21 protein-coding genes, 1 tRNA gene and 1 pseudogene are annotated in these 21,359 nt (G+C 57.7%); 17 read left to right on the top strand and 6 right to left on the bottom strand.

The genetic code is table 11. The annotated features are described in order from the left end of the window. Nucleotides 1-56 precede the first annotated feature (56 nt). Both ACI2KS_RS02945 and ACI2KS_RS02940 read left to right on the top strand, forming a co-directional pair. Nucleotides 57-839, top strand: a pseudogene (locus ACI2KS_RS02945) (MCP four helix bundle domain-containing protein); the annotation flags it as partial. Next, a complete protein-coding gene (locus ACI2KS_RS02940) occupies nt 831-1,694 on the top strand; it encodes a methyl-accepting chemotaxis protein (protein WP_404617260.1) in 864 nt (287 codons plus the stop codon). The pseudogene ACI2KS_RS02945 and the gene ACI2KS_RS02940, both read left to right, overlap by 9 nt. A gap of 24 nt (nt 1,695-1,718) precedes the next feature. Here the strand turns inward: ACI2KS_RS02940 and ACI2KS_RS02935 are convergent, their stop codons facing one another. The 4 genes from ACI2KS_RS02935 to ACI2KS_RS02920 form a co-directional block, all read right to left on the bottom strand. Then, nucleotides 1,719-2,714, bottom strand: coding sequence for an ATPase (locus ACI2KS_RS02935; protein ID WP_404617001.1), 996 nt, complete (start codon nt 2,712-2,714; stop codon nt 1,719-1,721). 144 nt (nt 2,715-2,858) lie between these two features. Continuing rightward, complete coding sequence (locus tag ACI2KS_RS02930; RefSeq protein WP_404616999.1) at nt 2,859-3,449, bottom strand: DedA family protein; 591 nt, start codon at nt 3,447-3,449, stop codon at nt 2,859-2,861. Between the two features lie 116 nt (nt 3,450-3,565). Beyond that, nucleotides 3,566-4,228, bottom strand: coding sequence for a hypothetical protein (locus ACI2KS_RS02925; RefSeq protein WP_404616997.1), 663 nt, complete (start codon nt 4,226-4,228; stop codon nt 3,566-3,568). Between the two features lie 250 nt (nt 4,229-4,478). After that, nucleotides 4,479-5,126, bottom strand: coding sequence for a substrate binding domain-containing protein (locus ACI2KS_RS02920; RefSeq protein ID WP_404617258.1), 648 nt, complete (start codon nt 5,124-5,126; stop codon nt 4,479-4,481). A 349-nt stretch (nt 5,127-5,475) separates the two neighbouring features. On the opposite strand from ACI2KS_RS02920, the gene ACI2KS_RS02915 reads away from it, so the two are divergent. The 5 genes from ACI2KS_RS02915 (at nt 5,476) to ACI2KS_RS02895 (ending at nt 9,985) form a co-directional block, all read left to right on the top strand. Beyond that, nucleotides 5,476-6,321 carry an RNase A-like domain-containing protein gene (locus ACI2KS_RS02915; RefSeq protein WP_404616995.1) on the top strand — a complete coding sequence of 282 codons (846 nt, stop codon included), beginning with the start codon at nt 5,476-5,478 and terminating at the stop codon, nt 6,319-6,321. A 7-nt stretch (nt 6,322-6,328) separates the two neighbouring features. After that, a complete protein-coding gene (locus ACI2KS_RS02910) occupies nt 6,329-6,700 on the top strand; it encodes a hypothetical protein (protein ID WP_404616993.1) in 372 nt (123 codons plus the stop codon). A 692-nt stretch (nt 6,701-7,392) separates the two neighbouring features. Continuing rightward, a complete protein-coding gene (locus tag ACI2KS_RS02905; protein WP_404616991.1) occupies nt 7,393-8,238 on the top strand; it encodes an RNase A-like domain-containing protein in 846 nt (281 codons plus the stop codon). Between the two features lie 19 nt (nt 8,239-8,257). Then, nucleotides 8,258-8,617 (top strand): hypothetical protein, encoded by a 360-nt coding sequence (locus tag ACI2KS_RS02900; RefSeq protein ID WP_404616989.1) that lies wholly within the window; start codon nt 8,258-8,260, stop codon nt 8,615-8,617. 864 nt (nt 8,618-9,481) lie between these two features. Further along, a complete protein-coding gene (locus ACI2KS_RS02895; RefSeq protein ID WP_404616987.1) occupies nt 9,482-9,985 on the top strand; it encodes a Bro-N domain-containing protein in 504 nt (167 codons plus the stop codon). A 129-nt stretch (nt 9,986-10,114) separates the two neighbouring features. Here the strand turns inward: ACI2KS_RS02895 and ACI2KS_RS02890 are convergent. Continuing rightward, nucleotides 10,115-10,199: transfer RNA gene (locus ACI2KS_RS02890), tRNA-Leu, on the bottom strand. A gap of 108 nt (nt 10,200-10,307) precedes the next feature. Here ACI2KS_RS02890 and queA point away from each other — a divergent pair. From queA to ACI2KS_RS02860, 6 genes are all read left to right on the top strand, one after another. Continuing rightward, on the top strand, nt 10,308-11,372 hold the full coding sequence (queA, locus tag ACI2KS_RS02885; RefSeq protein ID WP_404616985.1) for a tRNA preQ1(34) S-adenosylmethionine ribosyltransferase-isomerase QueA: 1,065 nt from the start codon (nt 10,308-10,310) through the stop codon (nt 11,370-11,372). Nucleotides 11,373-11,386: 14 nt separating this feature from the next. Further along, nucleotides 11,387-12,502: a tRNA guanosine(34) transglycosylase Tgt gene (gene tgt / locus ACI2KS_RS02880; protein WP_404617256.1), complete on the top strand. Its 1,116-nt coding sequence runs from the start codon at nt 11,387-11,389 to the stop codon at nt 12,500-12,502. 55 nt (nt 12,503-12,557) lie between these two features. Beyond that, nucleotides 12,558-12,896, top strand: coding sequence for a preprotein translocase subunit YajC (yajC, locus tag ACI2KS_RS02875; RefSeq protein ID WP_404616983.1), 339 nt, complete (start codon nt 12,558-12,560; stop codon nt 12,894-12,896). Between the two features lie 62 nt (nt 12,897-12,958). After that, nucleotides 12,959-14,827 carry a protein translocase subunit SecD gene (secD, locus tag ACI2KS_RS02870; protein WP_404616982.1) on the top strand — a complete coding sequence of 623 codons (1,869 nt, stop codon included), beginning with the start codon at nt 12,959-12,961 and terminating at the stop codon, nt 14,825-14,827. 9 nt (nt 14,828-14,836) lie between these two features. Next, a complete protein-coding gene (gene secF, locus ACI2KS_RS02865) occupies nt 14,837-15,748 on the top strand; it encodes a protein translocase subunit SecF (RefSeq protein WP_404616980.1) in 912 nt (303 codons plus the stop codon). 119 nt (nt 15,749-15,867) lie between these two features. Further along, nucleotides 15,868-16,413 carry a glycine zipper 2TM domain-containing protein gene (locus tag ACI2KS_RS02860; protein WP_404616978.1) on the top strand — a complete coding sequence of 182 codons (546 nt, stop codon included), beginning with the start codon at nt 15,868-15,870 and terminating at the stop codon, nt 16,411-16,413. Nucleotides 16,414-16,723: 310 nt separating this feature from the next. On the opposite strand, the gene suhB is transcribed toward ACI2KS_RS02860, so the two are convergent. After that, complete coding sequence (gene suhB, locus ACI2KS_RS02855; RefSeq protein WP_404616976.1) at nt 16,724-17,539, bottom strand: inositol-phosphate phosphatase; 816 nt, start codon at nt 17,537-17,539, stop codon at nt 16,724-16,726. A gap of 236 nt (nt 17,540-17,775) precedes the next feature. On the opposite strand from suhB, the gene trmJ reads away from it, so the two are divergent. The 4 genes from trmJ (at nt 17,776) to ACI2KS_RS02835 (ending at nt 21,264) form a co-directional block, all read left to right on the top strand. Continuing rightward, on the top strand, nt 17,776-18,549 hold the full coding sequence (gene trmJ, locus ACI2KS_RS02850) for a tRNA (cytosine(32)/uridine(32)-2'-O)-methyltransferase TrmJ (protein ID WP_404616974.1): 774 nt from the start codon (nt 17,776-17,778) through the stop codon (nt 18,547-18,549). Further along, nucleotides 18,549-19,340: a serine O-acetyltransferase gene (cysE, locus tag ACI2KS_RS02845; protein ID WP_404616972.1), complete on the top strand. Its 792-nt coding sequence runs from the start codon at nt 18,549-18,551 to the stop codon at nt 19,338-19,340. The genes trmJ and cysE overlap by 1 nt, the downstream gene beginning before the upstream one ends. Nucleotides 19,341-19,513: 173 nt before the next feature. Beyond that, entirely contained in the window at nt 19,514-20,005 is a 492-nt protein-coding gene (iscR, locus tag ACI2KS_RS02840) for a Fe-S cluster assembly transcriptional regulator IscR (protein ID WP_404616970.1), read from the top strand. A 44-nt stretch (nt 20,006-20,049) separates the two neighbouring features. Next, nucleotides 20,050-21,264: an IscS subfamily cysteine desulfurase gene (locus ACI2KS_RS02835; RefSeq protein WP_404616968.1), complete on the top strand. Its 1,215-nt coding sequence runs from the start codon at nt 20,050-20,052 to the stop codon at nt 21,262-21,264. Nucleotides 21,265-21,359 lie beyond the last annotated feature (95 nt).

The following is a 21,359-nucleotide window of genomic DNA, read 5'->3' as shown; positions in this document are numbered from 1 at the left end:
TTTCTTGCATAGTAGCTGAAACGTTTCTTCTAAATGCCCGTTACTGACTCAAAGGTATGCCCATGAATCTCAGATCCCTGAACATCGCGCCGCGAGCGTTGCTGTGCTTTGGCTTTTTTGCACTGCTGGTGACCGTGCAGGGCGTGTTTTCTCTCTGGCAATCGGCAGACCTCAAACAGGCCCAGGAAGTCGTCGAAACCACCGTGCTGCCGACCGTGCAACGCATCGGTGATATCGGCAACAACCTGACATCCATCCGCCTCTGGAACTCGGTGGCACGCACTGCGCCGGATGCCGACACCGAAAAGCAGGCCCGGCAACGAGTCGGTCAGTCGCGTGAGGATCTGCAGGGCAACGTCAACAAGCTTCGCCCGCTGCTGACGACGGTCGAGGGCGAGAAGGTCTACACGGACCTGCAAGCCGCGCTCACCCTCTACCTTGGCGTACACGCGCGCTTCCTCGATGCGGTCGAGCAGCAGCGCAACGATGTCGTCAACTCGCTGGTTTCGGCCAGCGGCGAGATGACCCTCGCCGCGGAGGGGTTGAACAAGGTCATCGCGCAGGCCGCGCAACTCACCGATCAGAAAGTCACAGCCACGGCACTGGCGGCTGACGCGACCTATGTGCAGGCCCGCAACATCACCGTTGCAACCATCGTCGTTGCGTTGCTGGCCACCTTTACCCTGGCCGGTCTGTTCACCCGCAGCCTGAGCGCGCCTATCGCCAAGGCGCTGAGTGTCGCCGAACGTATCGCAGCCAACGACTTCAGCCAGCCGGTTCAGGCCGATGGCCAGGATGAACCGGGTCGCCTGCTCAACGCGCTGGCGATCATGCAGGACAATCTGCGGCGCACGGTCATGCAGTTGAGTGACTCATCCAATCAGCTGGCCTCGACGTCCGAAGAAATGTCGGCCGTCACCCAGGACGCGATGCAAGGCATCCAGCGGCAGAACGACGAAATCAATCAGGCCGCTACCGCCATCAACCAGATGAGCGCAGCGGTCGAAGAAGTCGCCCGTAACGCAGCGCAGGCCTCTGTAGCGGCGCGCGACTCCAGCCAGTCGGCCGAGAATGGTCGTCGTCGAGTTGAGGAGACCGTCAGCGTCATCACCGAACTGCACAGTGCCGTAGGCTTGACCGCTAGCGAAATCGACGGCCTGGCCGGGCAGGTGAAGGGCATCAGCAGTGTGCTGGACGTCATTCGCGGCATCGCCGAGCAAACCAACCTGCTGGCACTCAACGCCGCCATCGAGGCCGCACGAGCGGGGGAGGCGGGGCGTGGCTTTGCGGTGGTGGCCGACGAGGTCCGGGCGCTGGCGCATCGCACTCAGCAGTCCACCGCGGAAATCGAACGGATGATCACCTCCATCCAGAATGGCGCGGGTAAGGCGGTGACTGCCATGAGCAACAGCAGCGATCGCGCTCAGGCCAGTCTGCAAGTGGCTGAAGCCGCCGGGCAGGCGTTGGCGGAAATCACGGCAGCGATCATTCTGATCAATGAGCGCAACCTGGGCATCGCGGCAGCCACCGAAGAGCAGGCTCAGGTCGCTCGTGAAGTGGACCGCAGCCTGACGAGTATCCGCGACCTGTCCAATCAGACGGCCGCCGCCGCCAGCCAGACGTCAGGGGCCAGTGGCGAGCTTTCGCAACTGGCGGTCGGGCTCAACGGCATGGTCCAGGTATTCCGGGTCTGAGCCACACCCGGCAGGCCGTGTGGATCACTGCGCTTGAGTGGCGCCGTCAGTGCCTGATGGCGCCGCCTCCTTGCCCGGCCCCAAGACAATCGCCAGATGCCGCAAGTCTTCTATCTCGACGCTGATGCTTTTACCGGTTGGGCTGGCGGCCAGCGTCCCGAGGGCAAACACGGTGAAAAACCGCACCTCATCCGCATGGCTGAGCAACTCGCTGATATAGCGGCTGGAACGATAGGCCTGCATCTGCGCGGGTGACACATACAGCGTCACCAATTTGCCCTGCAACCGATCGAAGAACTTGAACTTGAAGCCCGCACCGTAGCGCTCCACCAGCCCGCCGCCGTAGAGCACTCGTTGCTCGTCACCGAGCTGGGCGAACTTGATGTGGCGGAAATACGAACGCAACGTAACCTCGCCCTGTCCCGGAATTTTCAGGGTCAACAGGGCGAACTCTTCCTTGCTCAAATGGGCTTGAGCCTGACGGAAGCTGTCGACCAGACGCTCCAGATTGTTAGTCCGGGTTTGTGCAGGCTGCTTGCTCCTGGCCGTGTCGGACGCGGGTGTGACGTTGGCAGGCTTTGCCTCCGCCAGCGCGTCAGGTTTAACCGCAGCAGATTCTGATTTCGTGCGTTCCTTGAGCGCTGGGTCGAATACATCGATGTAATCATCCAGCTTGCGCTTGGCTTTGCGCAGCGCCGTTTCTGCTGCGGATTCCTCGATCTCAGGCGCGTCCTCGACGGCTTCGGCCTCATCGACCCACTCGCAGTCGACGTGATGTTCATAGTTGGGATTGGCGCGAAAATGAGCCGCAACGAATGTCGGATTCTCCTGCGGCTTCACGTCGTAGCGCACACCGGTAATCTTCACCCGCTGCGCACGACAGGCCTCGCTCGAACACAGAAAACTGAATCGCGTCCGCGGCGGCTCCTGGGAGAAATACTCACGCCGCGCGGCGACGATCGACAGCTCCTGCTGCAGCTCGACACAGAACGCGCGGGTGATGCTCTTGCTGGTTTTCATGAACGCGGACGGGTCCTTTGCCGAAGTGACATGCAGGCCATGATGCGCAATCGCCACTTGCTTGCACAACCCCTGCATCCGCCTTTGCTGGTGGAACATATGGAGTGCCAGCTAACGACTTGTTCTGGCCCGGATGTGCTTTCCTCACTTCACCAATGAGCGCTTTACCCGAACCTTGGCCCGATGATGCCGGAACAACGCCACGCCCGCGGCAACGACCACCACCCCTATGAAGATCGGTAAGCGGTACGGCTTGAGGTTGCCCAGCAGATTTTCCAACGCTTCCCCCGCCCAATAACCGGCCATGACGAACAGCGTCGCCCAGACCGCCGCACCCAGCAGATTGATCACCGAGAAACGTAGGGGTGACAGACGGCTCGCTCCAATCACCAGCGGCCCGATCAGACGCATGCCGTAGAGAAATCGCACAGAAAAGATCGATGCCGTCGGATAGCGCTCGATCAATCCGGAAACACGGTCGATGGTCGCTTGCTGACGATGCAGCTTGGGCAAAAGCCTGGGGCCGTAATAACGACCGATCCAGAACAGCGCCTGATCGCCCAGCATCCCGCCCAGCGTGGCGACGAGGATCACATGCAACAGCCGCAAGGACGTCTGGTGCGCGGCCAGCCCACCCAGGATCAGAATGGTCTCGCCTTCTATCAGGCAGCCGATGAACACTGCCCAGTAACCGTAGTTGACCAGCAGATAATTGATGTCGACGTGTTCGAACATGGGAACCAGCGGCCTCGATAAGGGGGTTAGCCGCAGGGTCATCCGGCGGAAGGCATGCGTTCGACAAAATCAGCAGCCGAACAGTTCTATCGCTATGCGACCATGCCTGCTGCGGGTCATTCGTTGTACTCAGCCTCCAGCGCCGCCAGGTCCTTCTCGATTACTTTCATCAGCATTTCCCACTCGCCCTGGGTGCGTTTGAGTGCCTCGCCTTCGCGCGAGTAGAGAAAGTCGATGATGTTGGCGGTTTCCTTGGCCTTGGTGGTCGGCCGGAACGCGTCCATGCTCAGCACGCGGGCCAGCATATCCAGCTCGGTGGCGTGGTTGACCCATTGCCAGTTGTCCTTGATCACCACTTTGTCGATGAGGATGCACTGCTTCTTGAAGCTGCGCAGGCTGGCACCAAACGGGCTGGCCGCCAGCAACGAGGTAATCCGCGAGCCCTCGCTGTTGGCCTTGTCCACCGCATTGGGGCCGAAGAACCATTCGTTGAAACTGAGCTCGATCTCGCGAAACGCCACGTTCGCGTCCCAGATGATACCCAGCGCCTTATTGTGAATAAGCTCGTTCTTCCAGGCGCGATACGCCTTGAACGCCAGCCCTACCAGACCTATGGCTGCCAGCGCCTGGACCAGCGCCGAACAGGAATTGATGACGTCGTACGCCCGCGCCGAGCCTGAAACTCCGGCGCCTGTGTAGGACTCGTAGAACACCGCGCCGGTCATCGCTGCGAGAGCGAACAGGGCGCAATAGAAACCGAACGCATAGGGATCTTTCATTTTTATTTTTATCCGATCAGCGAGTTGGAGCACACGGTTGAATTCGCTTTGGATCAGTCAATTTTCAGGCTAGTTGAGAACTGGGGTTTTGCAGGGCGGGGGATGAAAATTCGCAGGGAAGGATGTTGCATCACGCCGGCCTGCGCCGACGTGATGTGAGGCAGGTGTGCTACTGCAGGTCAACGGTCAGCGAGGGCGCGCCGAAGCTGACCAGGTGTGCGTTTTGACTTCATCACTCGCGCGACCCCGATCAAGGGTGGACCTGCCGAGGAAACATCTGCTCATCCGAAAAACACGCCATCAGGTGGTCATACACCAGCCGAACCCTGGGCGGCACCGGACCTGACTGCGTGCGGTAGATGATCAGGTCCGTGAGCGGCGGCGCGCTGTGGGCCAGTACTTCAACCAGTCGACCTTCGCTCAAGTAAGGCTCGGCCAGATAATGCGGCACTTGCCCGAACGCCAGACCCGCCAGGATGAATCGCAGCTCGGTTTCGGGATCGTCACAGCTGAAGGCCGGGGAGGGCGGCGAAAAGCTCTGGCCGTCGGCGAAGAACCACGGCCAAGGCCGGCCATGGTTGCGGTCAATGAGCACTGACAGCGGCAGACCCTTGAGACTTTCAACGCTGCATGGAGCGCCTGCCGACTCAATCAGCGAAGGCGCCGCAACAATCTTCAACGGCACCTTGCCGATCGCTCTGGCGATGTAGCGTCTGTCGCGTACGGCACCAATTCGAATGCCGATATCAACTCTGGACGCCACGGCGTCGGTCAATTGGTCATCAAGGCTCAGCTCTACCCGCAACCCCGGATTTCGCTGCATCAGCGGCTTGAGGTACTCGGTCAGATATAGCCTGCCGATGGCACGCGGCGCGGTAATTCCGACGCGTCCGACAATATCGGCGTTCTGTGACCCGGAATGCGAGACGAACAGTTGATCGCTGATTAAAAGCCGGCCTGCTGACTGTTAGACCAGCTTTTCTCTGCTTATTGATCCGAGGTCATGATTACTGAGTGCGATTGTTGAATGGCGGCCGTAGGACAAGTCCGAAACTTTCGCAGGACCTGTCTAGATCATATCCTTCGACGCTCTGTCCCCTTGTTCGCACAACTTCCCCGCGCTAGTTTTCGCCTCTCTCCGCTGAATCGGCGGTGCACTGAAGATTGCCACCCACGTTCATACCGAATCATTGATCTTCATTAGTCGTAGTAACCGAGCAATTGATCCATTACATAAGGAAATGCCTGTGTCCGACCAGGATGAGTTCCGCGTCGCCCTCAGCCTCGCGCAAATGGCAGCCGTGTTAGAGCATGAGTCACTGTCCCCCTCTGAAATAGCCTCCAATCGTATATATGGAAGCCTGAGGCTAGTGGGCGGCATCATTGAGCTGGCTGGCGCAGGCGTACTGTGCGCCTTGCCCGATCCGACCATGATCTCAAAGGCAGGCTGTATCGCCATGGGCGTGCATGCCGCCGATCAGCTGTCCGCAGCGACAACGCAGGTTGTCACCGGACAGGCGACCGACTCCTTTGCGTTCAAAGCAGGATCCTCTACTGCAGAAGCACTGGGCGCATCGCACGCAGCGGGTCAAGTGATCGGGCTGGCGACCGAGTTTGCTGTTCCGCTTTCGACAGCCTCCCTTTACAACGCGCTCAGGGTGTCTTCGGTGCGGGCGGGAAGGATGACGGTTGAGGTGAGTGACCAGTCGAAGCACGCTCCTAATGACAGCATTGGCGGCCATACGAAGAAACTGCATCTGGATAAAGACATTCCGGCACTACAAAAGAGGTTGAAAAGGTTTAAAAATACAGATGCGATGTCAACGTTTACTAACTTGGAGCTGGCTGAATGGGCAGTTGGCCAGGTTTTGAGAACAAATAGATTGAAAGTGCAACTGGCTTCCAAGGTGCCTTTTATATTAAAGAGGCGAAGGCTGGTTATGGTAATGGAGTTAAATAGCTCAATAGGGTGGGGGGTAAAAAGGGTAGCGCCTGATGTTCCTGTCAGTATGAGTCGCGTTAGGGTGGTGGTGGAATTTAATGAATTTAATAATATGCCTTTTTATGTACTCACCGCCTATCCAATTCCATGAGGCAGATATGCGCGAGTACGGTAGATTGATTGATTTCTTGCTCGACCTTGGGACTGCTATTCAGGATTATCTTCCGGAAGAGCAAAGGGTGAATCCGTTGACATTGAAAGATGTGGTGCGCGACTGGACATGGCGTAAGTCTCTGTTGGATCTGTACATTTTTCGAAGTGATATAAAATCATATTTAAATAAGCATATGGCTGGTGATTATTCTGTAGATCAGCTTTTTTATGACTATGACATTGGGTTTGTGCAAGAGCGGTTTGGCTGCGATGATGCTCAATTGCTAGCAGAAACCCTACAGCTTCTGAACACCGGTATTAATGACAGGAAGTGGCATTTGATCAGTTCTTATACGAGATGGTTTAGGTTTAAATAGCCTTGGGATACTGGGGGTCGGATACAGAGCCCGAGACTTAAGATTAGCGTTTAACTGAGTCTTTTGAATTTTTAATCAGGCTGGATCGAGGCTCAATTAAATTCTTTGGTCAGCTCTTAACGCTGGAAAAACGACGCTTAGCCCACACCTCGAATCGGCTCTGACGCTGACCCTGCGCGGCTAGACTCCCACCTCGAATCGGCTTCGATTCAGGCCAAGCGAAGACCGCCCTCCACCTCCAATCGGCCTTTGATTCTGGCCGGAGGCCGTAGGAGCAAGCTTGCTCGCGATCTGCCGGGCACCGGCAGCAAATTGCTCGGTCTGTCACATCCCAACCATCCTCCATAAATCCTTATCAAATCAGGCGTATTTGCACCACACATGATTATGTGGGTGCGAATTGGCGTTCCTCGGGATTGTGTGTCGCGAAAATCTTGTAGGAATGTTCGGAGATATAAGTAAGAAGCGTATGGAAAGAGTTCCCTGCCGCTTTTGTCGGTTGTGTTATCAGTGTGCTCCAGTTAGCTTCCCACTGTCTTTGTCGTCCTTGATAGTGTCGCACTGATGTAAAAAACATTGACGCTAACATTCGGGAGCATTGTTATCGACGGTCGTTGTCAATAGTTGCTACTGCTCTTAAGGCGGCTCTCCATAATCGCGTCTTGCTCTGCTTTTTTTGATAAGGGAATGATATGCCTGAACAAGATGACTTTCGGGTCATGCTTAGTTACGCTCAGATGGCAGCAATTCTAGAACATGAGTCGCTGTCTGAGACAGAGATTAGATCCAATCGGATATTTGGTAGTCTCCGACTGCTTGGTGGAATTGTCGAGTTGGCCGGATCCACGGTTCTCTGTGCTTTACCTGAGCCGACGATGATTTCCAAAGTCGGCTGCATCGCGATGGGTGTGCATGCCTCCGATCAATTGGCTGCGGCAACTAACCAGCTAGTGACGGGTAGGGCAACTGACTCCTATGCATTCAAAGCTGGGGCTTCTGCCTCCGAGGTCATGGGGGCGTCACGGGCCACTGGTCGCGTTATCGGGTTAGCTACCGAATTTCTAGTTCCTCTGACCACTGCATCTTTATATAACGCCGCCAGGGTATCTTCCGTTCGGGCCGGGAGAATGACCGTTGTGGTGAGCGAGGTGCGTTTGCATGCTCCTAGTAATGGACCGGGCGGGCATACGATAAGGTTTCATGTATCAAAAGACATCGTGGCATTGCAGAAAAGGATGAAGCGTAAAAGAAAAGCCGACGTAATGTCCACTTTCAGCAGTATCGAACAGGCGGAATGGGCCGTAAGCCAGGCTCTCAGAGCGCACCGATATAAGGTGTTGGCATATTCCAAGGTTAGCCTGCTCCGCACGAATAATCGGGTGGTATTGAAGATGAGCTTCGCAGATGACATAGGGTGGGGAATTACAAGAGCTGCGCCTGACACTCCAGTAGGTATGAAAAGTGTTCTTGTTGTCGTAGAGTTTACTGAGTTCAATTATATGCCTGCCTATATCGTTTCGGCTTACCCAATCTTGTGAGGTTATCATGCGTGGATATATGGAGCTTATCGACTTCTTGCGTGATCTTGGAGATGGGATACAAGACCACCTTCCTGAGGACCAGCGTACCTCTCAGCTTACGCTTGAAGAGATTGTAAATAATTGGGTCGAAAAGAAATCATGCATGAAAATAAAGTCTCTAGAAAAAGATATCCTGTCCTATGTTAAAAAGGATAATGCCAAGGATTATTCTGTGTACGAGGTACTTTCTTGGTATGACCTGCTGTTTATACCCGAGCGATTCGATTGCGAAGAGTCAGAGTTACTACTCACCGTTCTGTCAATGATAAAAAAGCGAGTCATCGAAGACAGGCGATCAGTGCTGGATGATTTCCGGAAGTGGCTGAAGCGCAAATAGCGGATCACCATGGTTGCTCCTGGGGCAGCCGATTCATTAGCGAAAATGACTCCAGTTTCAGGAGATGTTTCGGCTGTACCTCGGTCTCGCGACTGAATCGCTCCCACAGGTCTTGCGCTATTCAGTTCCGAACGATCCCTTCGTTATTCAGGTTGGACGTGGCTCTAACCCACCCCCCCCCAGTCCGCTTTTTTACCTCTGCTGAATCGAGACTCAATTAAATCCTTTAGTCAGCTTTTAACGCTGGATGAACGACGCTTAGCTCACACCTCGAATCGGCTCTGACGCTGACCCTGCGCGGCTAAACTCCCACCTCCCATCGGCTTCGATTCTGGCCAAGCGAAGACCGACTTCCACCTCCAATCGGCCTTTGATTCTGGCCGGAGGCCGTAGGAGCAAGCTTGCTCGCGATCTGCCGGGCACCGGCAGCAAAACCAGACGATTCCGTAGCATGCGGGCGATACTGGCCTGGCATTAATGGGGGCTCTGGTCCTGAGATTGCGCCGCCCTGTAGGACATGTCTGAATTCCCTTTAACGGGTTGTACAGCAAAAAAGCCCCCGCTAATCTTCGCTCCGTCGTTGGTATCAGCGACCGGATTTAGCGATCCGATTTCCAGTCGCATCAACGCTGTTCTCGAGGCTCAAGCTGAACACTTGAGCCTCGCGTTATGGCGGCTGTGCGTCGGAGATCCTCGGGTCTGCCGGGTTCCTGGAACCGGTTCGCTAACCTTCGCACAGCCGCCACCCTTATTCGTTTAGCGACGATGGGTGACAGTCTATTTTTCAGGAGCTTCACTTATGCAGGCATTGCACGCCCGTCTGATAGGACGCGTCTCATTCACCGGCCATGGGAGGACGAGGCAATGACCGACTGCTACGAACCCAAAACCTTCATCCGCCACCATCGCCAACTACGCGCCCTTACGCTCGAAAACCAGGCCTGGTTCTGCCTTCAGGATACGGCCCGCCTCATGGGCAAACCCCTCGACGAACGCGCCACCTGGAAACTCGACCCCGACCAGCACCGCAGCGCATGGCTGAAAAATGATGGCCGATGGAGCAAGCAACTGCTCATCAGCGAATCCGGACTCTTTGCGATGCTCGTCCATCATTACGTTCCCGAGAACCGTGCGCTGAGGCACTGGTTGACCCATGAGGTATTGCCAGCATTGCACGACAGGGCGCAGCCGCAAGCGCCCAGCTTCAGTTCGATAAAATGGGCGGGAAGTTCAGTGGGGTTGCTGGAGTGGCAGAGTGATTACTGGGTAAGGCTCAGGGACTTGCCGCAGGTGATGAGCAAGCCCGCTGATCGGGAGCCGAGGGCGAGTATGTGGTCGAGGCTATGCGCTCGTTGGCGCGGCGTTTGAGCGACGTCTTAACCGCACAACGTCACCTCAACCTGATGTTTGGCAAATCCCACCCACAAAAAAACCGGCTCAAATCTGGCCGGTTTCTTTGTGCTTCAAGTCAGGTAACCACTTGAAGGTGCTGCTGTTTGGTGCCCCGAGGGAGACTCGAACTCCCACTCCTTTCGAAAACGGATTTTGAATCCGCCGCGTCTACCAATTCCGCCATCAGGGCTCAATGGCGGCGAAGTATAGAGACGAGCCTACCGTTGGTCAATCATGTTTCATGGTCAATTTTCACTATTTCGGCTAAACTTCGCGGCCCTGCTAGACGAACCCCATCATGCGTGTCGCTGACTTTACCTTCGAGCTCCCTGATTCATTGATCGCTCGCCATCCTCTGGCCGAGCGGCGCGGCAGTCGTTTGCTGACCCTCGACGGGCCCAGCGGCGCGTTGGCGCATCGCCAATTCACTGATTTGCTGGAGCATTTGCGTCCCGGCGATCTCATGGTTTTCAACAATACCCGGGTGATTCCGGCGCGTTTGTTCGGGCAGAAAGCCTCGGGCGGCAAGCTGGAGATTCTGGTGGAGCGGGTGCTCGATCAGCATCGCGTGCTGGCGCATGTGCGCTCGAGCAAGTCGCCCAAAGCGGGTTCGACGATCCTCATCGATGGCGGTGGCGAGGCCGAGATGGTCGCGCGGCACGATGCGTTGTTCGAGCTGCGTTTTGCCCAGCCGGTGTTGCCGCTGCTCGACCGCGTCGGGCATATGCCATTGCCACCTTATATAGACCGCCCTGATGAGGACGCCGACCGCGAGCGTTACCAGACCGTGTACGCCCAGCGTGCCGGTGCGGTGGCGGCGCCGACGGCGGGTTTGCATTTCGATCAGACGATGATGAGCGCGATTGCCGAGAAGGGCGTGGAGAGCGCATTCGTCACGCTGCACGTCGGGGCTGGCACGTTCCAGCCGGTGCGCGTGGAGCGTATCGAAGATCACCACATGCACAATGAGTGGCTGGAAGTCACTCAGGAAGTGGTCGATGCCGTGGCGGCGTGTCGCGCTCGCGGTGGCCGGGTGATCGCCGTCGGTACCACCAGCGTGCGGTCGCTGGAGAGTGCCGCGCGTGATGGCGTGCTCAAACCCTTCAGCGGCGACACTGACATCTTTATCTTCCCGGGGCGCCCGTTTCACGTGGTCGATGCCCTGGTGACCAACTTTCATTTGCCTGAATCCACGCTGTTGATGCTGGTTTCGGCATTCGCCGGTTATCCCGAGACCATGGCGGCCTACGCGGCTGCGGTGGAGCACGGTTACCGCTTCTTCAGTTACGGGGATGCCATGTTCATCACCCGCAATCCCGCGCCGACAGCCCCCAAGGACTCGGCCCCAGAGGATCAAGCATGAGTCGCACCTGTCGTATGTCTTTCGAGCTGCTGGCCACTGATGGCAAGGCTCGTCGTGGTCGTCTGACCTTTCCCCGTGGTGTGGTCGAGACCCCGGCGTTCATGCCGGTTGGTACCTACGGCACGGTCAAGGGCATGCTGCCTCGGGATATCGAGGCCACGGGTGCGCAGATCATCCTCGGCAATACCTTCCACCTGTGGCTGCGTCCTGGCACCGAAGTGATCAAGCGTCACGGCGACCTTCACGATTTCATGCAGTGGAACGGCCCGATTCTGACTGACTCCGGTGGTTTCCAGGTGTTCAGCCTAGGCGCCATGCGCAAGATCAAGGAGGAGGGCGTGACCTTCGCCTCTCCGGTCGACGGCGCCAAGGTGTTCATGGGGCCGGAAGAGTCGATGCAGGTTCAGCGCGACCTGGGCTCGGACATTGTCATGATCTTCGACGAATGCACCCCGTACCCAGCCGACGAAGACGTTGCGCGCACCTCCATGGAGCTGTCGCTGCGCTGGGCCAAGCGCTCCAAGGTGGCCCATGGCGAGAGCACCGCGGCGCTGTTCGGCATCGTCCAGGGTGGCATGCATGAAAACCTGCGCATGCGCTCGCTCGAGGGCTTGAGTGAACTGGATTTCGACGGGCTGGCCATCGGCGGTCTGTCGGTCGGCGAACCCAAGCACGAAATGATCAAGGTCCTAGATTATCTGCCAGGACGGATGCCGTCTGACAAACCTCGTTACCTTATGGGTGTAGGCAAGCCCGAAGACCTGGTTGAAGGTGTGCGCCGCGGGGTCGACATGTTCGACTGCGTCATGCCAACGCGCAACGCTCGCAACGGTCATCTGTTCATCGATACCGGTGTGCTGAAGATTCGTAACGCGTTTCATCGTCATGATGATTCGCCGCTGGATCCGACCTGCGACTGCTACACCTGCAAGAACTTCTCGCGTGCTTATCTGCATCACCTGGACAAGTGCGGCGAAATGCTGGGGAGCATGCTCAATACGATCCACAATTTGCGGCATTACCAGGTGCTTATGGCTGGTTTGCGCGAGGCTATTCAACAGGGTACATTGGCCGCCTTTGTCGACACGTTCTATGCCAAACGCGGGCTTGCGACGCCGCCGCTGGACTGACTGACATCCGGTCTTACCGCTTCTTATTATTAAAAATATGCAACTGGAGTGTTAAATGAGCTTTTTCATCTCTTCCGCGTTCGCGGATGCGGCTGCACCTGCTGCCGCAGGCCCAATGGGCGGTGGTTTCGAGTGGATCTTCCTGGTCGGTTTCCTGGTTATCTTCTATCTGATGATCTGGCGTCCACAGGCCAAGCGCGCCAAAGAGCAGAAAAACCTGCTGGGCAACTTGCAGAAGGGCGATGAAGTCGTCACTTCCGGTGGTATCGCGGGCAAGATCAACAAAGTGACCGACGACTTCGTGGTCATCGAAGTTTCCGACACCGTAGAACTGAAGATCCAGAAGGGCGCCATCGCTGCCACCCTGCCCAAGGGCACTTTGAAAGCCATCTGATTCCAGTCTTTTACCAATCGACGGGGCGCGCAAGGCGCCCCGCGTTATAAGCAGGCGGCGTGATGTTGAACAAATACCCTCTGTGGAAATACATCCTGATCCTGGCAGTGCTGGTGATCGGCTTTATTTATTCCGCACCCAATCTCTACCCTGATGACCCGGCTATTCAGGTCAGCGGCGCAAGCACCGCGCTGCAAGTCAATCAGGCTGATCTGGATCGCGTAAGCAAAGCGCTTACCGATGCTGGCATCGCGGTCAAGGGCGCGTCTCTGGCCGAGAATGGCAAGGGCGGTTTGTTGCGTCTGACCAAACAGGAAGACCAGCTGCCAGCCAAGGATGTCGCGCGCAAGGCGCTGGGTGACGATTACGTCGTTGCACTGAACCTGGCACAAACCACGCCCAAGTGGCTGCGCGGTATTGGCGCAAGCCCGATGAAACTGGGTCTGGACCTTTCCGGTGGTGTGCACTTCCTGCTTGAAGTCGACATGGACAAGGCGCTCAACGCCCGTCTGAATGTCTACGAAGGCGAAGTCAAAAGCCTGCTGCGCAAGGAAAAACTGCGCTATCGCAGCCTGCCGCAAGATGGCAATGCAATTCAGCTGGGCTTCAGTGACACCGATTCCCGCGAACAGGCCCGTGCCCTGATCCGCAAGGATTACACTGATTTCGACATCACCATGAGCGATCGTGGCGAGATGCCGATCCTGCGCCTGGCCATGACTCAGGCCAAGGTCGCCGAGATCCGCGAATATTCGATCAAGCAGAACCTGACCACGGTGCGTAACCGGGTCAACGAACTGGGCGTGGCCGAGCCACTGGTTCAGCGTCAGGGTGCCAACCGCATCGTGGTCGAGCTGCCAGGCGTGCAGGACACGGCCGAAGCCAAGCGTATTCTCGGCAAGACCGCCAACCTTGAGTTCCGTCTGGGTGCAGGCCCGGATGACACCAAGGCCACCACCGAAATGTTCGAGTTCCGCGAAGGCGGTCGCCCTGCGGCACCGGTGGAGCGTGGCCTGATCATCACCGGTGACCAGGTGACGGACGCCAAGGCCGGCTTTGACGAGCACGGCCGTCCGCAGGTGAACATCAAGCTGGACGGTCATGGTGGCGATCTGATGGGCCGCGCGACTCGCGCCAACGTCGGTCGCAGCATGGCGGTGATCTTCATCGAGCAGAAACCGACCACCACCTACACCAAACAGGTTGTGGATGGTGTCGAGAAAGACGTGCCGGTACAGACCTTCAAGGAAGAGAAGAAGATCATCAGCCTGGCGACTATCCAGTCGCCGCTGGGTGCTCAGTTCCGTATCACCGGCCTCAATGGCCAGGGCGAATCGTCCGAGCTGGCGCTGCTGCTGCGTGCCGGTGGTCTGGCTGCACCGATGTACTTCGCTGAAGAACGTACCATCGGTCCAAGCCTGGGTGCCGACAACATCACCAAGGGTGTCCACGCATCGCTGTGGGGCATGCTGTTTGTCTCGCTGTTCATCCTCGCCATCTACCGCTTCTTCGGTCTGATCGCGACGGTGGCACTGGCGCTGAACATGGTCATGCTGCTGGCGCTGATGTCGCTGCTGGGTGCGACGCTGACCTTGCCAGGCATCGCCGGTATCGTGTTGACCATGGGCATGGCGGTGGACGCCAACGTGCTGATCTTCTCGCGTATCCGTGAAGAAATAGCCAACGGCATGACTGTGCAACGGGCGATCAATGAAGGTTTCGACCGCGCCTACACCGCGATCCTCGACGCCAACCTGACGACGCTGCTGGTCGGTGGCATTCTCTTCGCCATGGGCACCGGCCCGGTCAAGGGCTTTGCGGTGACCATGTCGCTCGGGATCTTTACCTCGATGTTCACAGCCATCATGGTGACCCGCGCAATGGTCAACCTGATCTTTGGCGGTCGTGACTTCAAGAAGTTGTGGATTTAAGGGGCTGCCATGAAACGTACCATCAACTTCATGGGCGTTCGCAACGTTGCGTTCGCCATCACCATGCTCCTGACTGTGCTGGCGTTGTTCAGCTGGTTTCATAAAGGGCTCAACTTCGGTCTGGACTTCACCGGCGGTACACTGATCGAGCTGACCTACGAGCGTCCTGCCGATCTGGGCAAGGTTCGTGAGGAGCTGGCTTCCTCGGGTTATCACGAGGCCATCGTGCAGAGCTTCGGTGCCACCACCGACCTGCTGGTGCGCATGCCGGGTGAAGATCCACAACTGGGCGCTCAGGTTGCCCAGGCGCTGCGCAAGACGGGTGCCGACAACCCGGTAACGGTCAAGCGCGTCGAGTTCGTCGGCCCGCAGGTCGGTGAGGAGCTACGCGACCAGGGTGGCATCGGCATGTTGCTGGCACTGGGCGGCGTGCTCATCTACCTGGCTTTCCGCTTCCAGTGGAAGTTCGCCGTCGGCGCGATTGTTTCGTTGATCCACGACGTGGTGGTGACGATGGGTATCCTGTCGTTCTTCCAGGTGACGTTCGACCTGACCGTACTCGCTGCGGTACTGGCGATCATCGGTTACTCGCTCAACGACACCATCGTGGTATTCGACCGGGTTCGTGAGAACTTCCGTCTGCTGCGCAAGGCTTCGCTGATCGAGAACATCAACATCTCCACCACCCAGACACTGCTGCGGACCATGGCGACCTCGATCTCCACGCTGCTGGCGATCGTTGCGTTGTGGATCTTCGGTGGCGACAGCCTGCATGGTTTCTCGGTGGCGCTGTTCATCGGTGTCCTGGCCGGTACTTACTCCTCGATCTACATCGCCAACGTGGTGCTGATCTGGCTGAACCTGCGCTCCGAAGACCTGCTGCCACCGGTGACAACCGAGAAGGTTGACGATCGTCCATAACGATCTCTGCCGACCGGTCATCCTGTAAAAAAGGCGCGAGTATGAACTCGCGCCTTTTTTTATGCTCCAAGGCTGGGAGTAGCGCGAGCAGTTGCGCTGAATATCGTCAGGAGGTTCACGTGAACAAGTCGTTGCTAGTCGGTGCAGTATTGGGTGCTGTCGGTGTAACCGCCGGTGGTGCTTTGGCCACCTATAGCCTCGTAAAATCAAACGGCCCAGAGTACGCAGATGTTCTCGCCGTCGAGCCTGTTAAAGAACAAATCAAAACCCCTCGCGAAGTGTGCAAGGACGTTGCGGTCACCCACCGCGCTCCGGTCAAGGACCAGCACCAGATCGTCGGTAGCGTCCTTGGTGCCGTGGCAGGTGGCCTGCTCGGTAACCAGATTGGTGGCGGTAACGGCAAGAAAGTCATGACCGTCGCCGGCGCTGTTGGTGGTGGTTATGCCGGTAACAAAGTGCAGGAAGGCATGCAGAACCGCGACACCTACACAACCACTGAGAGTCGTTGCAACACGGTCAACGACATCAGCGACAAGGTTGTCGGCTACAACGTCAAGTACAAGCTCAACGACAAGGTTGGCCAGGTGCGTATGGATCGCGATCCAGGCAGCCAGATTCCGGTCAACAAGGATGGTCAGTTGGAGTTGAGCCAGGCGGGACAATAAGCCGCCCGGGTCTGACCCTGAAAAAGACACCCCTCGAGCAGGGGTGTTTTTTTGTCTGCGGTTTATCGGGAGTTCTTCCATCAGTGATTATCTGGATCAGGTATGGAGAGTGATCTGTAGCAGTCCGGCTTGCCGGCGGTCGCATGGTGCGTCATATGATATTGACTAACACACTGATTTCGCCAGCGAGCCGCTCGCACAGTTGTGCTGTGTTCTGCCGTGTATTCGGCGTCGGCGGGAAGTACGGCGGTTTTCTAAAGGCGTAAAAAAAACCGGCACATGGCCGGTTTTTTTTGCAGCTGGCTGAGGCTTAGCGCTTCAGCGAGGCCGGCACGAACGGGGCGATCGAGGTCAGTACGGCCTTGAAGCACTTGGTGTTGCCGGCAACGATGTGGCCCTTCTCGAGGAATTCATGGCCACCGTTGAAGTCGCTGACCAGACCGCCTGCTTCCTGGATCAGCAGAGCGCCGGCGGCCATGTCCCATTCAGACAGGCCCGACTCCCAGAATGCGTCGAAACGCCCGGCTGCCACGTAGGCCAGGTCCAAACTTGCTGCGCCAGCCCGGCGAATACCGGCAGTCTGGCCGACCAGCGAGCGGAACATGTTCAGGTAGTTTTCCAGGTTATCCAGCTGATTGTCGCGGAACGGGAAACCGGTGCCGAGCAATGCGCCTTCGAGGCTCTTGCGCGAGCTGACGCGCAGACGGCGACCGTTCAGCTGAGCGCCGCGACCACGGCTGGCGGTGAATTCTTCCTGGCGAACCGGGTCCAGAACCACTGCGTGTTCCAGGCGACCGCGGTATTTGCAGGCGATGCTGACTGCGAAGTGCGGAACGCCACGTACGAAGTTGGTGGTGCCGTCCAGCGGGTCGATGATCCACTGGTAATCAGCGCCTTCGCCGCTGCCTTCACGCAGACCGGTTTCTTCACCGAGGATGCCGTGAGTCGGGTAGGCCTTGAGCAGCGCGTCAATGATGACTTTTTCTGCTGCGCGATCGATTTCGGTTACGTAGTCTTTGGCGTCTTTTTCGTCGACCTTGATGGTATCCAGGCGCTCGATGGAGCGGAAGATCAATTCGCTGGCGCTGCGGGCGGCGCGCAGCGCGATATTCAGCATGGGCTGCATGGATGTATCACCTAGGTCGTTAAAGAGAGCCGGGCATTCTATGGGTTCTTGCCGATGATTTCCAGCGCGAGTGACAGGTTTGCCATGCGTCCGGTCGCCTCACGCCGCATGCATGCGGTCTGGCCTGCTGGCGCCTGACGGTGTATGTAGATCCTGTGGCGCAAGGGTTCATAGCCTTGAGCCCGGTGCTTCTGTAACATTCGCCCCCCTTTTACCCAGCTTGCGAGACTTCACCAGTGCTGCAAAAAATTCGTGTTGTTTTGGTCGGCACCAGCCATCCGGGAAATATCGGTGGCGCCGCTCGTGCCATGAAAAACATGGGGCTTTCGCGTCTGGTGCTGGTCGACCCGGCCATGTTTCCGCATCACGAAGCCGATGCCCGTGCTTCGGGCGCCGGCGACATTCTGGAAAACGCCCAGGTGGTGGCGACCCTGGAAGATGCGCTGGTGGGTTGCAACCTGGTGTTGGGCACCAGCGCGCGGGATCGGCGCATTCCCTGGCCGCTGCTCGATCCTCGAGAGGCCGGGGTCAAGACCGTGGAACACGCGGCGCTCGGCGAGGAAATCGCCTTGGTGTTCGGTCGTGAATACGCCGGCCTGACCAACGAAGAGTTGCAGCGCTGTCATTACCACGTGCATATCCCGTCGGATCCGGAGTTCAGCTCGCTGAATCTTGCCGCCGCCGTTCAGGTCCTGAGCTATGAAACCCGCATGTCGTGGCTTGCCGCAGAGGGGCAGGCGAGCAAGGTCGAGAAGTTCGAAGTCAATTCGGTGCGCAGTACCGAGCTTGCGACCATGGATGAGATGGAAAAATTCTATGAGCATCTGCAAGCCACGTTGGTCAACATCGGCTTCCTCGACCCGGAAAAGCCTCGTCATCTGATGGCGCGGCTGCGCCGGCTTTACGGGCGTTCGGCGGTTAACCGATCTGAAATGAGCATTTTGCGTGGCATCCTCACCGAGACCCAGAAAGCGGCCAACGGCGAGCCCTACAAGCGGAAGGATCAGTGATGTTCGAGCGTCTGCGAGAAGACATTCAAAGCGTATTTCATCGTGACCCGGCAGCGCGCAACGCGTTCGAAGTGCTGACCTGCTACCCCGGCATGCATGCGATCTGGCTGCACCGGCTCTCTGGCTGGTTGTGGCGCAAGGAACTGAAATGGCCGGCGCGCATGGTGTCCAACTTTGGCCGCTGGTTGACCGGTATTGAAATCCATCCCGGCGCCAAGGTCGGCAGACGTTTTTTCATCGATCACGGCATGGGCATCGTCATTGGCGAGACCGCCGAGATCGGCGATGACGTGACGCTTTATCAGGGCGTGACCCTGGGCGGCACCAGTTGGAATAAAGGCAAGCGCCATCCGACCCTGGAGGCCGGTGTGGTAGTGGGGGCGGGCGCCAAGGTGCTCGGTCCGTTCACTGTCGGCGCCGGGGCCAAGGTCGGCTCCAATGCGGTAGTGACCAAGCCGGTTCCGGCAGGCGCGACTGTCGTGGGGATTCCGGGGCGAATCATCGTCAAGTCCAGCGACGAGGCGGACGCCACCGAAGCCAAGCGCAAGGCCATGGCCGAGAAGATTGGCTTCGATGCCTACGGCGTCGGCGAAGACATGCCCGACCCGGTCGCCAGGGCGATCGGGCAGTTGCTCGATCACTTGCAGGCAGTCGATGTGCGCATGGAAGACATGGGCAAGGCGCTCAAGAGCCTTGGCTGCGAGTACCGGGAAAAGGAGCTTCCGCAGCTGCATAAGGAAGTTTTCGACTGCATCAAGGAGCGCAGCGAGACCCCGGCGGTCCAGGACTGAAAAAACCGGCGGCGCCTGGGATAAAACGCGGGCGTGCCATTTGGGGCCCGGTTTTGCTATGATACGGCCGCTGTTTTGCGAGTAATCCCGACTGTTTTACTAGGTCTTATAGTTGACTTAAATACTCGGGAATAGCATACTCGCTCTCATTCCGAACCTGCGCGGTACACGTCATGCGACTGACTACAAAAGGCCGATACGCCGTCACTGCCATGCTGGATCTGGCATTGCACGCGCAGCATGGGCCAGTGTCTCTGGCCGATATTTCCGAGCGGCAGGGGATTTCCCTTTCCTACCTCGAGCAACTGTTCGCCAAGCTGCGCCGCAGCAATCTGGTGTCCAGCGTGCGTGGGCCTGGCGGCGGTTACCAGCTGTCTCGCAACATGCAGGGGATCCAGGTGGCGCAGGTCATCGATGCGGTCAACGAGTCGGTCGATGCGACACGTTGCCAGGGCCTGGGTGATTGCCATGCCGGCGATACCTGTCTGACCCACCACTTGTGGTGCGACCTCAGCCAGCAGATCCACGAATTTCTAAGCGGTATCAGCCTGGCCGACCTCGTCACTCGCCGTGAAGTGCAGGAAGTCGCCCAACGTCAGGATCTGCGTCGTTGCAACAACAAGGCCCAGCTTCTGGACAAGATTGAAACATCCGCCGTTGAGTGAACGCAGATGAACGCGCGGCGCGCCTGCCCGATAGGAGATATTCAATGAGATTGCCGATTTACCTCGATTATTCCGCGACGACCCCGGTCGATCCGCGTGTTGCGCAGAAAATGAGCGATTGCCTGCTGGTTGACGGAAACTTCGGCAACCCGGCTTCGCGTTCCCACGTTTTCGGCTGGAAAGCTGAAGAGTCGGTTGAGAATGCCCGTCGTCAGGTCGCCGATCTGGTCAACGCCGATCCGCGTGAAATCGTCTGGACTTCCGGTGCGACCGAGTCGGACAACCTGGCAATCAAAGGCGCTGCGCACTTCTATGCCTCCAAAGGCAAGCATCTGATCACCAGCAAGATCGAGCACAAGGCTGTCCTCGACACCATGCGCCAACTGGAGCGTGAAGGTTTCGAAGTCACCTACCTTGAGCCGACGACTGATGGCCTGATCACTCCAGCCATGATCGAAGCTGTTCTGCGTGACGACACCATCCTGGTTTCGATCATGCACGTGAACAACGAAATCGGCACCGTCAACGACATCGCTGCGATCGGTGAACTGACCCGTTCGCGCGGCGTGCTGTTCCATGTCGATGCGGCTCAGTCCACCGGCAAGGTCGACATCGATCTGTCGAAACTGAAAGTCGACATGATGTCTTTCTCGGCCCACAAGACCTACGGTCCAAAGGGTATCGGCGCGCTGTACGTCAGCCGCAAGCCACGCGTGCGCATTGAAGCCACGATGCACGGCGGCGGTCACGAGCGCGGCATGCGTTCGGGCACCCTGGCCACTCACCAGATCGTCGGCATGGGCGAAGCGTTCCGTGTTGCCAAAGAAGACATGGCCGCTGAAAACGTGCGTATCCAGGCGTTGAACGACCGCTTCTACAAGCAGGTCGAGCATCTGGAAGAGCTGTACATCAACGGCAGCATGAGCGCCCGTGTACCGCACAACCTGAACCTGAGCTTCAACTATGTCGAAGGCGAGTCGCTGATCATGGCGCTCAAGGACCTGGCGGTTTCCTCCGGTTCGGCCTGCACCTCGGCATCCCTGGAGCCTTCCTACGTGCTGCGCGCCCTGGGTCGCAACGACGAGCTGGCACACAGCTCGATCCGTTTCACCTTCGGCCGTTTCACCACCGAAGAAGAAATCGATTACGCCGCGCAGAAAGTCTGCGAGGCCGTCACCAAGCTGCGCGCTTTGTCGCCGCTGTGGGACATGTTCAAAGACGGTGTCGACATCTCCAAGATCGAGTGGGCGGCGCACTAATTTAAAGTCGCCACATGAGCGGCGCTTTGAAAACCTGATGCGGTAGTTTTTGAAGTGTCGCAAGAGCGACTCACCTGATGATGAAAGGACAGATA

Origin of the sequence: Pseudomonas sp. NPDC087358 (assembly GCF_044900785.1) — a bacterium.
GTDB lineage: Bacteria > Pseudomonadota > Gammaproteobacteria > Pseudomonadales > Pseudomonadaceae > Aquipseudomonas.
Note: the sequence above shows the minus strand (reverse complement) of the source record. Positions and strands in the feature narration are given on the sequence as shown.

Coding starts and splice junctions, on each gene's coding strand:
- ACI2KS_RS02940 (WP_404617260.1), top strand. CDS start 831: ATGCAGGACAATCTGCGGCGCACGGTCATGCAGTTGAGTGACTCATCC.
- ACI2KS_RS02935 (WP_404617001.1), bottom strand. CDS start 2,714: ATGAAAACCAGCAAGAGCATCACCCGCGCGTTCTGTGTCGAGCTGCAG.
- ACI2KS_RS02930 (WP_404616999.1), bottom strand. CDS start 3,449: ATGTTCGAACACGTCGACATCAATTATCTGCTGGTCAACTACGGTTAC.
- ACI2KS_RS02925 (WP_404616997.1), bottom strand. CDS start 4,228: ATGAAAGATCCCTATGCGTTCGGTTTCTATTGCGCCCTGTTCGCTCTC.
- ACI2KS_RS02910 (WP_404616993.1), top strand. CDS start 6,329: ATGCGCGAGTACGGTAGATTGATTGATTTCTTGCTCGACCTTGGGACT.
- ACI2KS_RS02905 (WP_404616991.1), top strand. CDS start 7,393: ATGCCTGAACAAGATGACTTTCGGGTCATGCTTAGTTACGCTCAGATG.
- ACI2KS_RS02900 (WP_404616989.1), top strand. CDS start 8,258: ATGGAGCTTATCGACTTCTTGCGTGATCTTGGAGATGGGATACAAGAC.
- ACI2KS_RS02895 (WP_404616987.1), top strand. CDS start 9,482: ATGACCGACTGCTACGAACCCAAAACCTTCATCCGCCACCATCGCCAA.
- queA (WP_404616985.1), top strand. CDS start 10,308: ATGCGTGTCGCTGACTTTACCTTCGAGCTCCCTGATTCATTGATCGCT.
- tgt (WP_404617256.1), top strand. CDS start 11,387: ATGTCTTTCGAGCTGCTGGCCACTGATGGCAAGGCTCGTCGTGGTCGT.
- yajC (WP_404616983.1), top strand. CDS start 12,558: ATGAGCTTTTTCATCTCTTCCGCGTTCGCGGATGCGGCTGCACCTGCT.
- secD (WP_404616982.1), top strand. CDS start 12,959: ATGTTGAACAAATACCCTCTGTGGAAATACATCCTGATCCTGGCAGTG.
- secF (WP_404616980.1), top strand. CDS start 14,837: ATGAAACGTACCATCAACTTCATGGGCGTTCGCAACGTTGCGTTCGCC.
- suhB (WP_404616976.1), bottom strand. CDS start 17,539: ATGCAGCCCATGCTGAATATCGCGCTGCGCGCCGCCCGCAGCGCCAGC.
- cysE (WP_404616972.1), top strand. CDS start 18,549: ATGTTCGAGCGTCTGCGAGAAGACATTCAAAGCGTATTTCATCGTGAC.
- iscR (WP_404616970.1), top strand. CDS start 19,514: ATGCGACTGACTACAAAAGGCCGATACGCCGTCACTGCCATGCTGGAT.
- ACI2KS_RS02835 (WP_404616968.1), top strand. CDS start 20,050: ATGAGATTGCCGATTTACCTCGATTATTCCGCGACGACCCCGGTCGAT.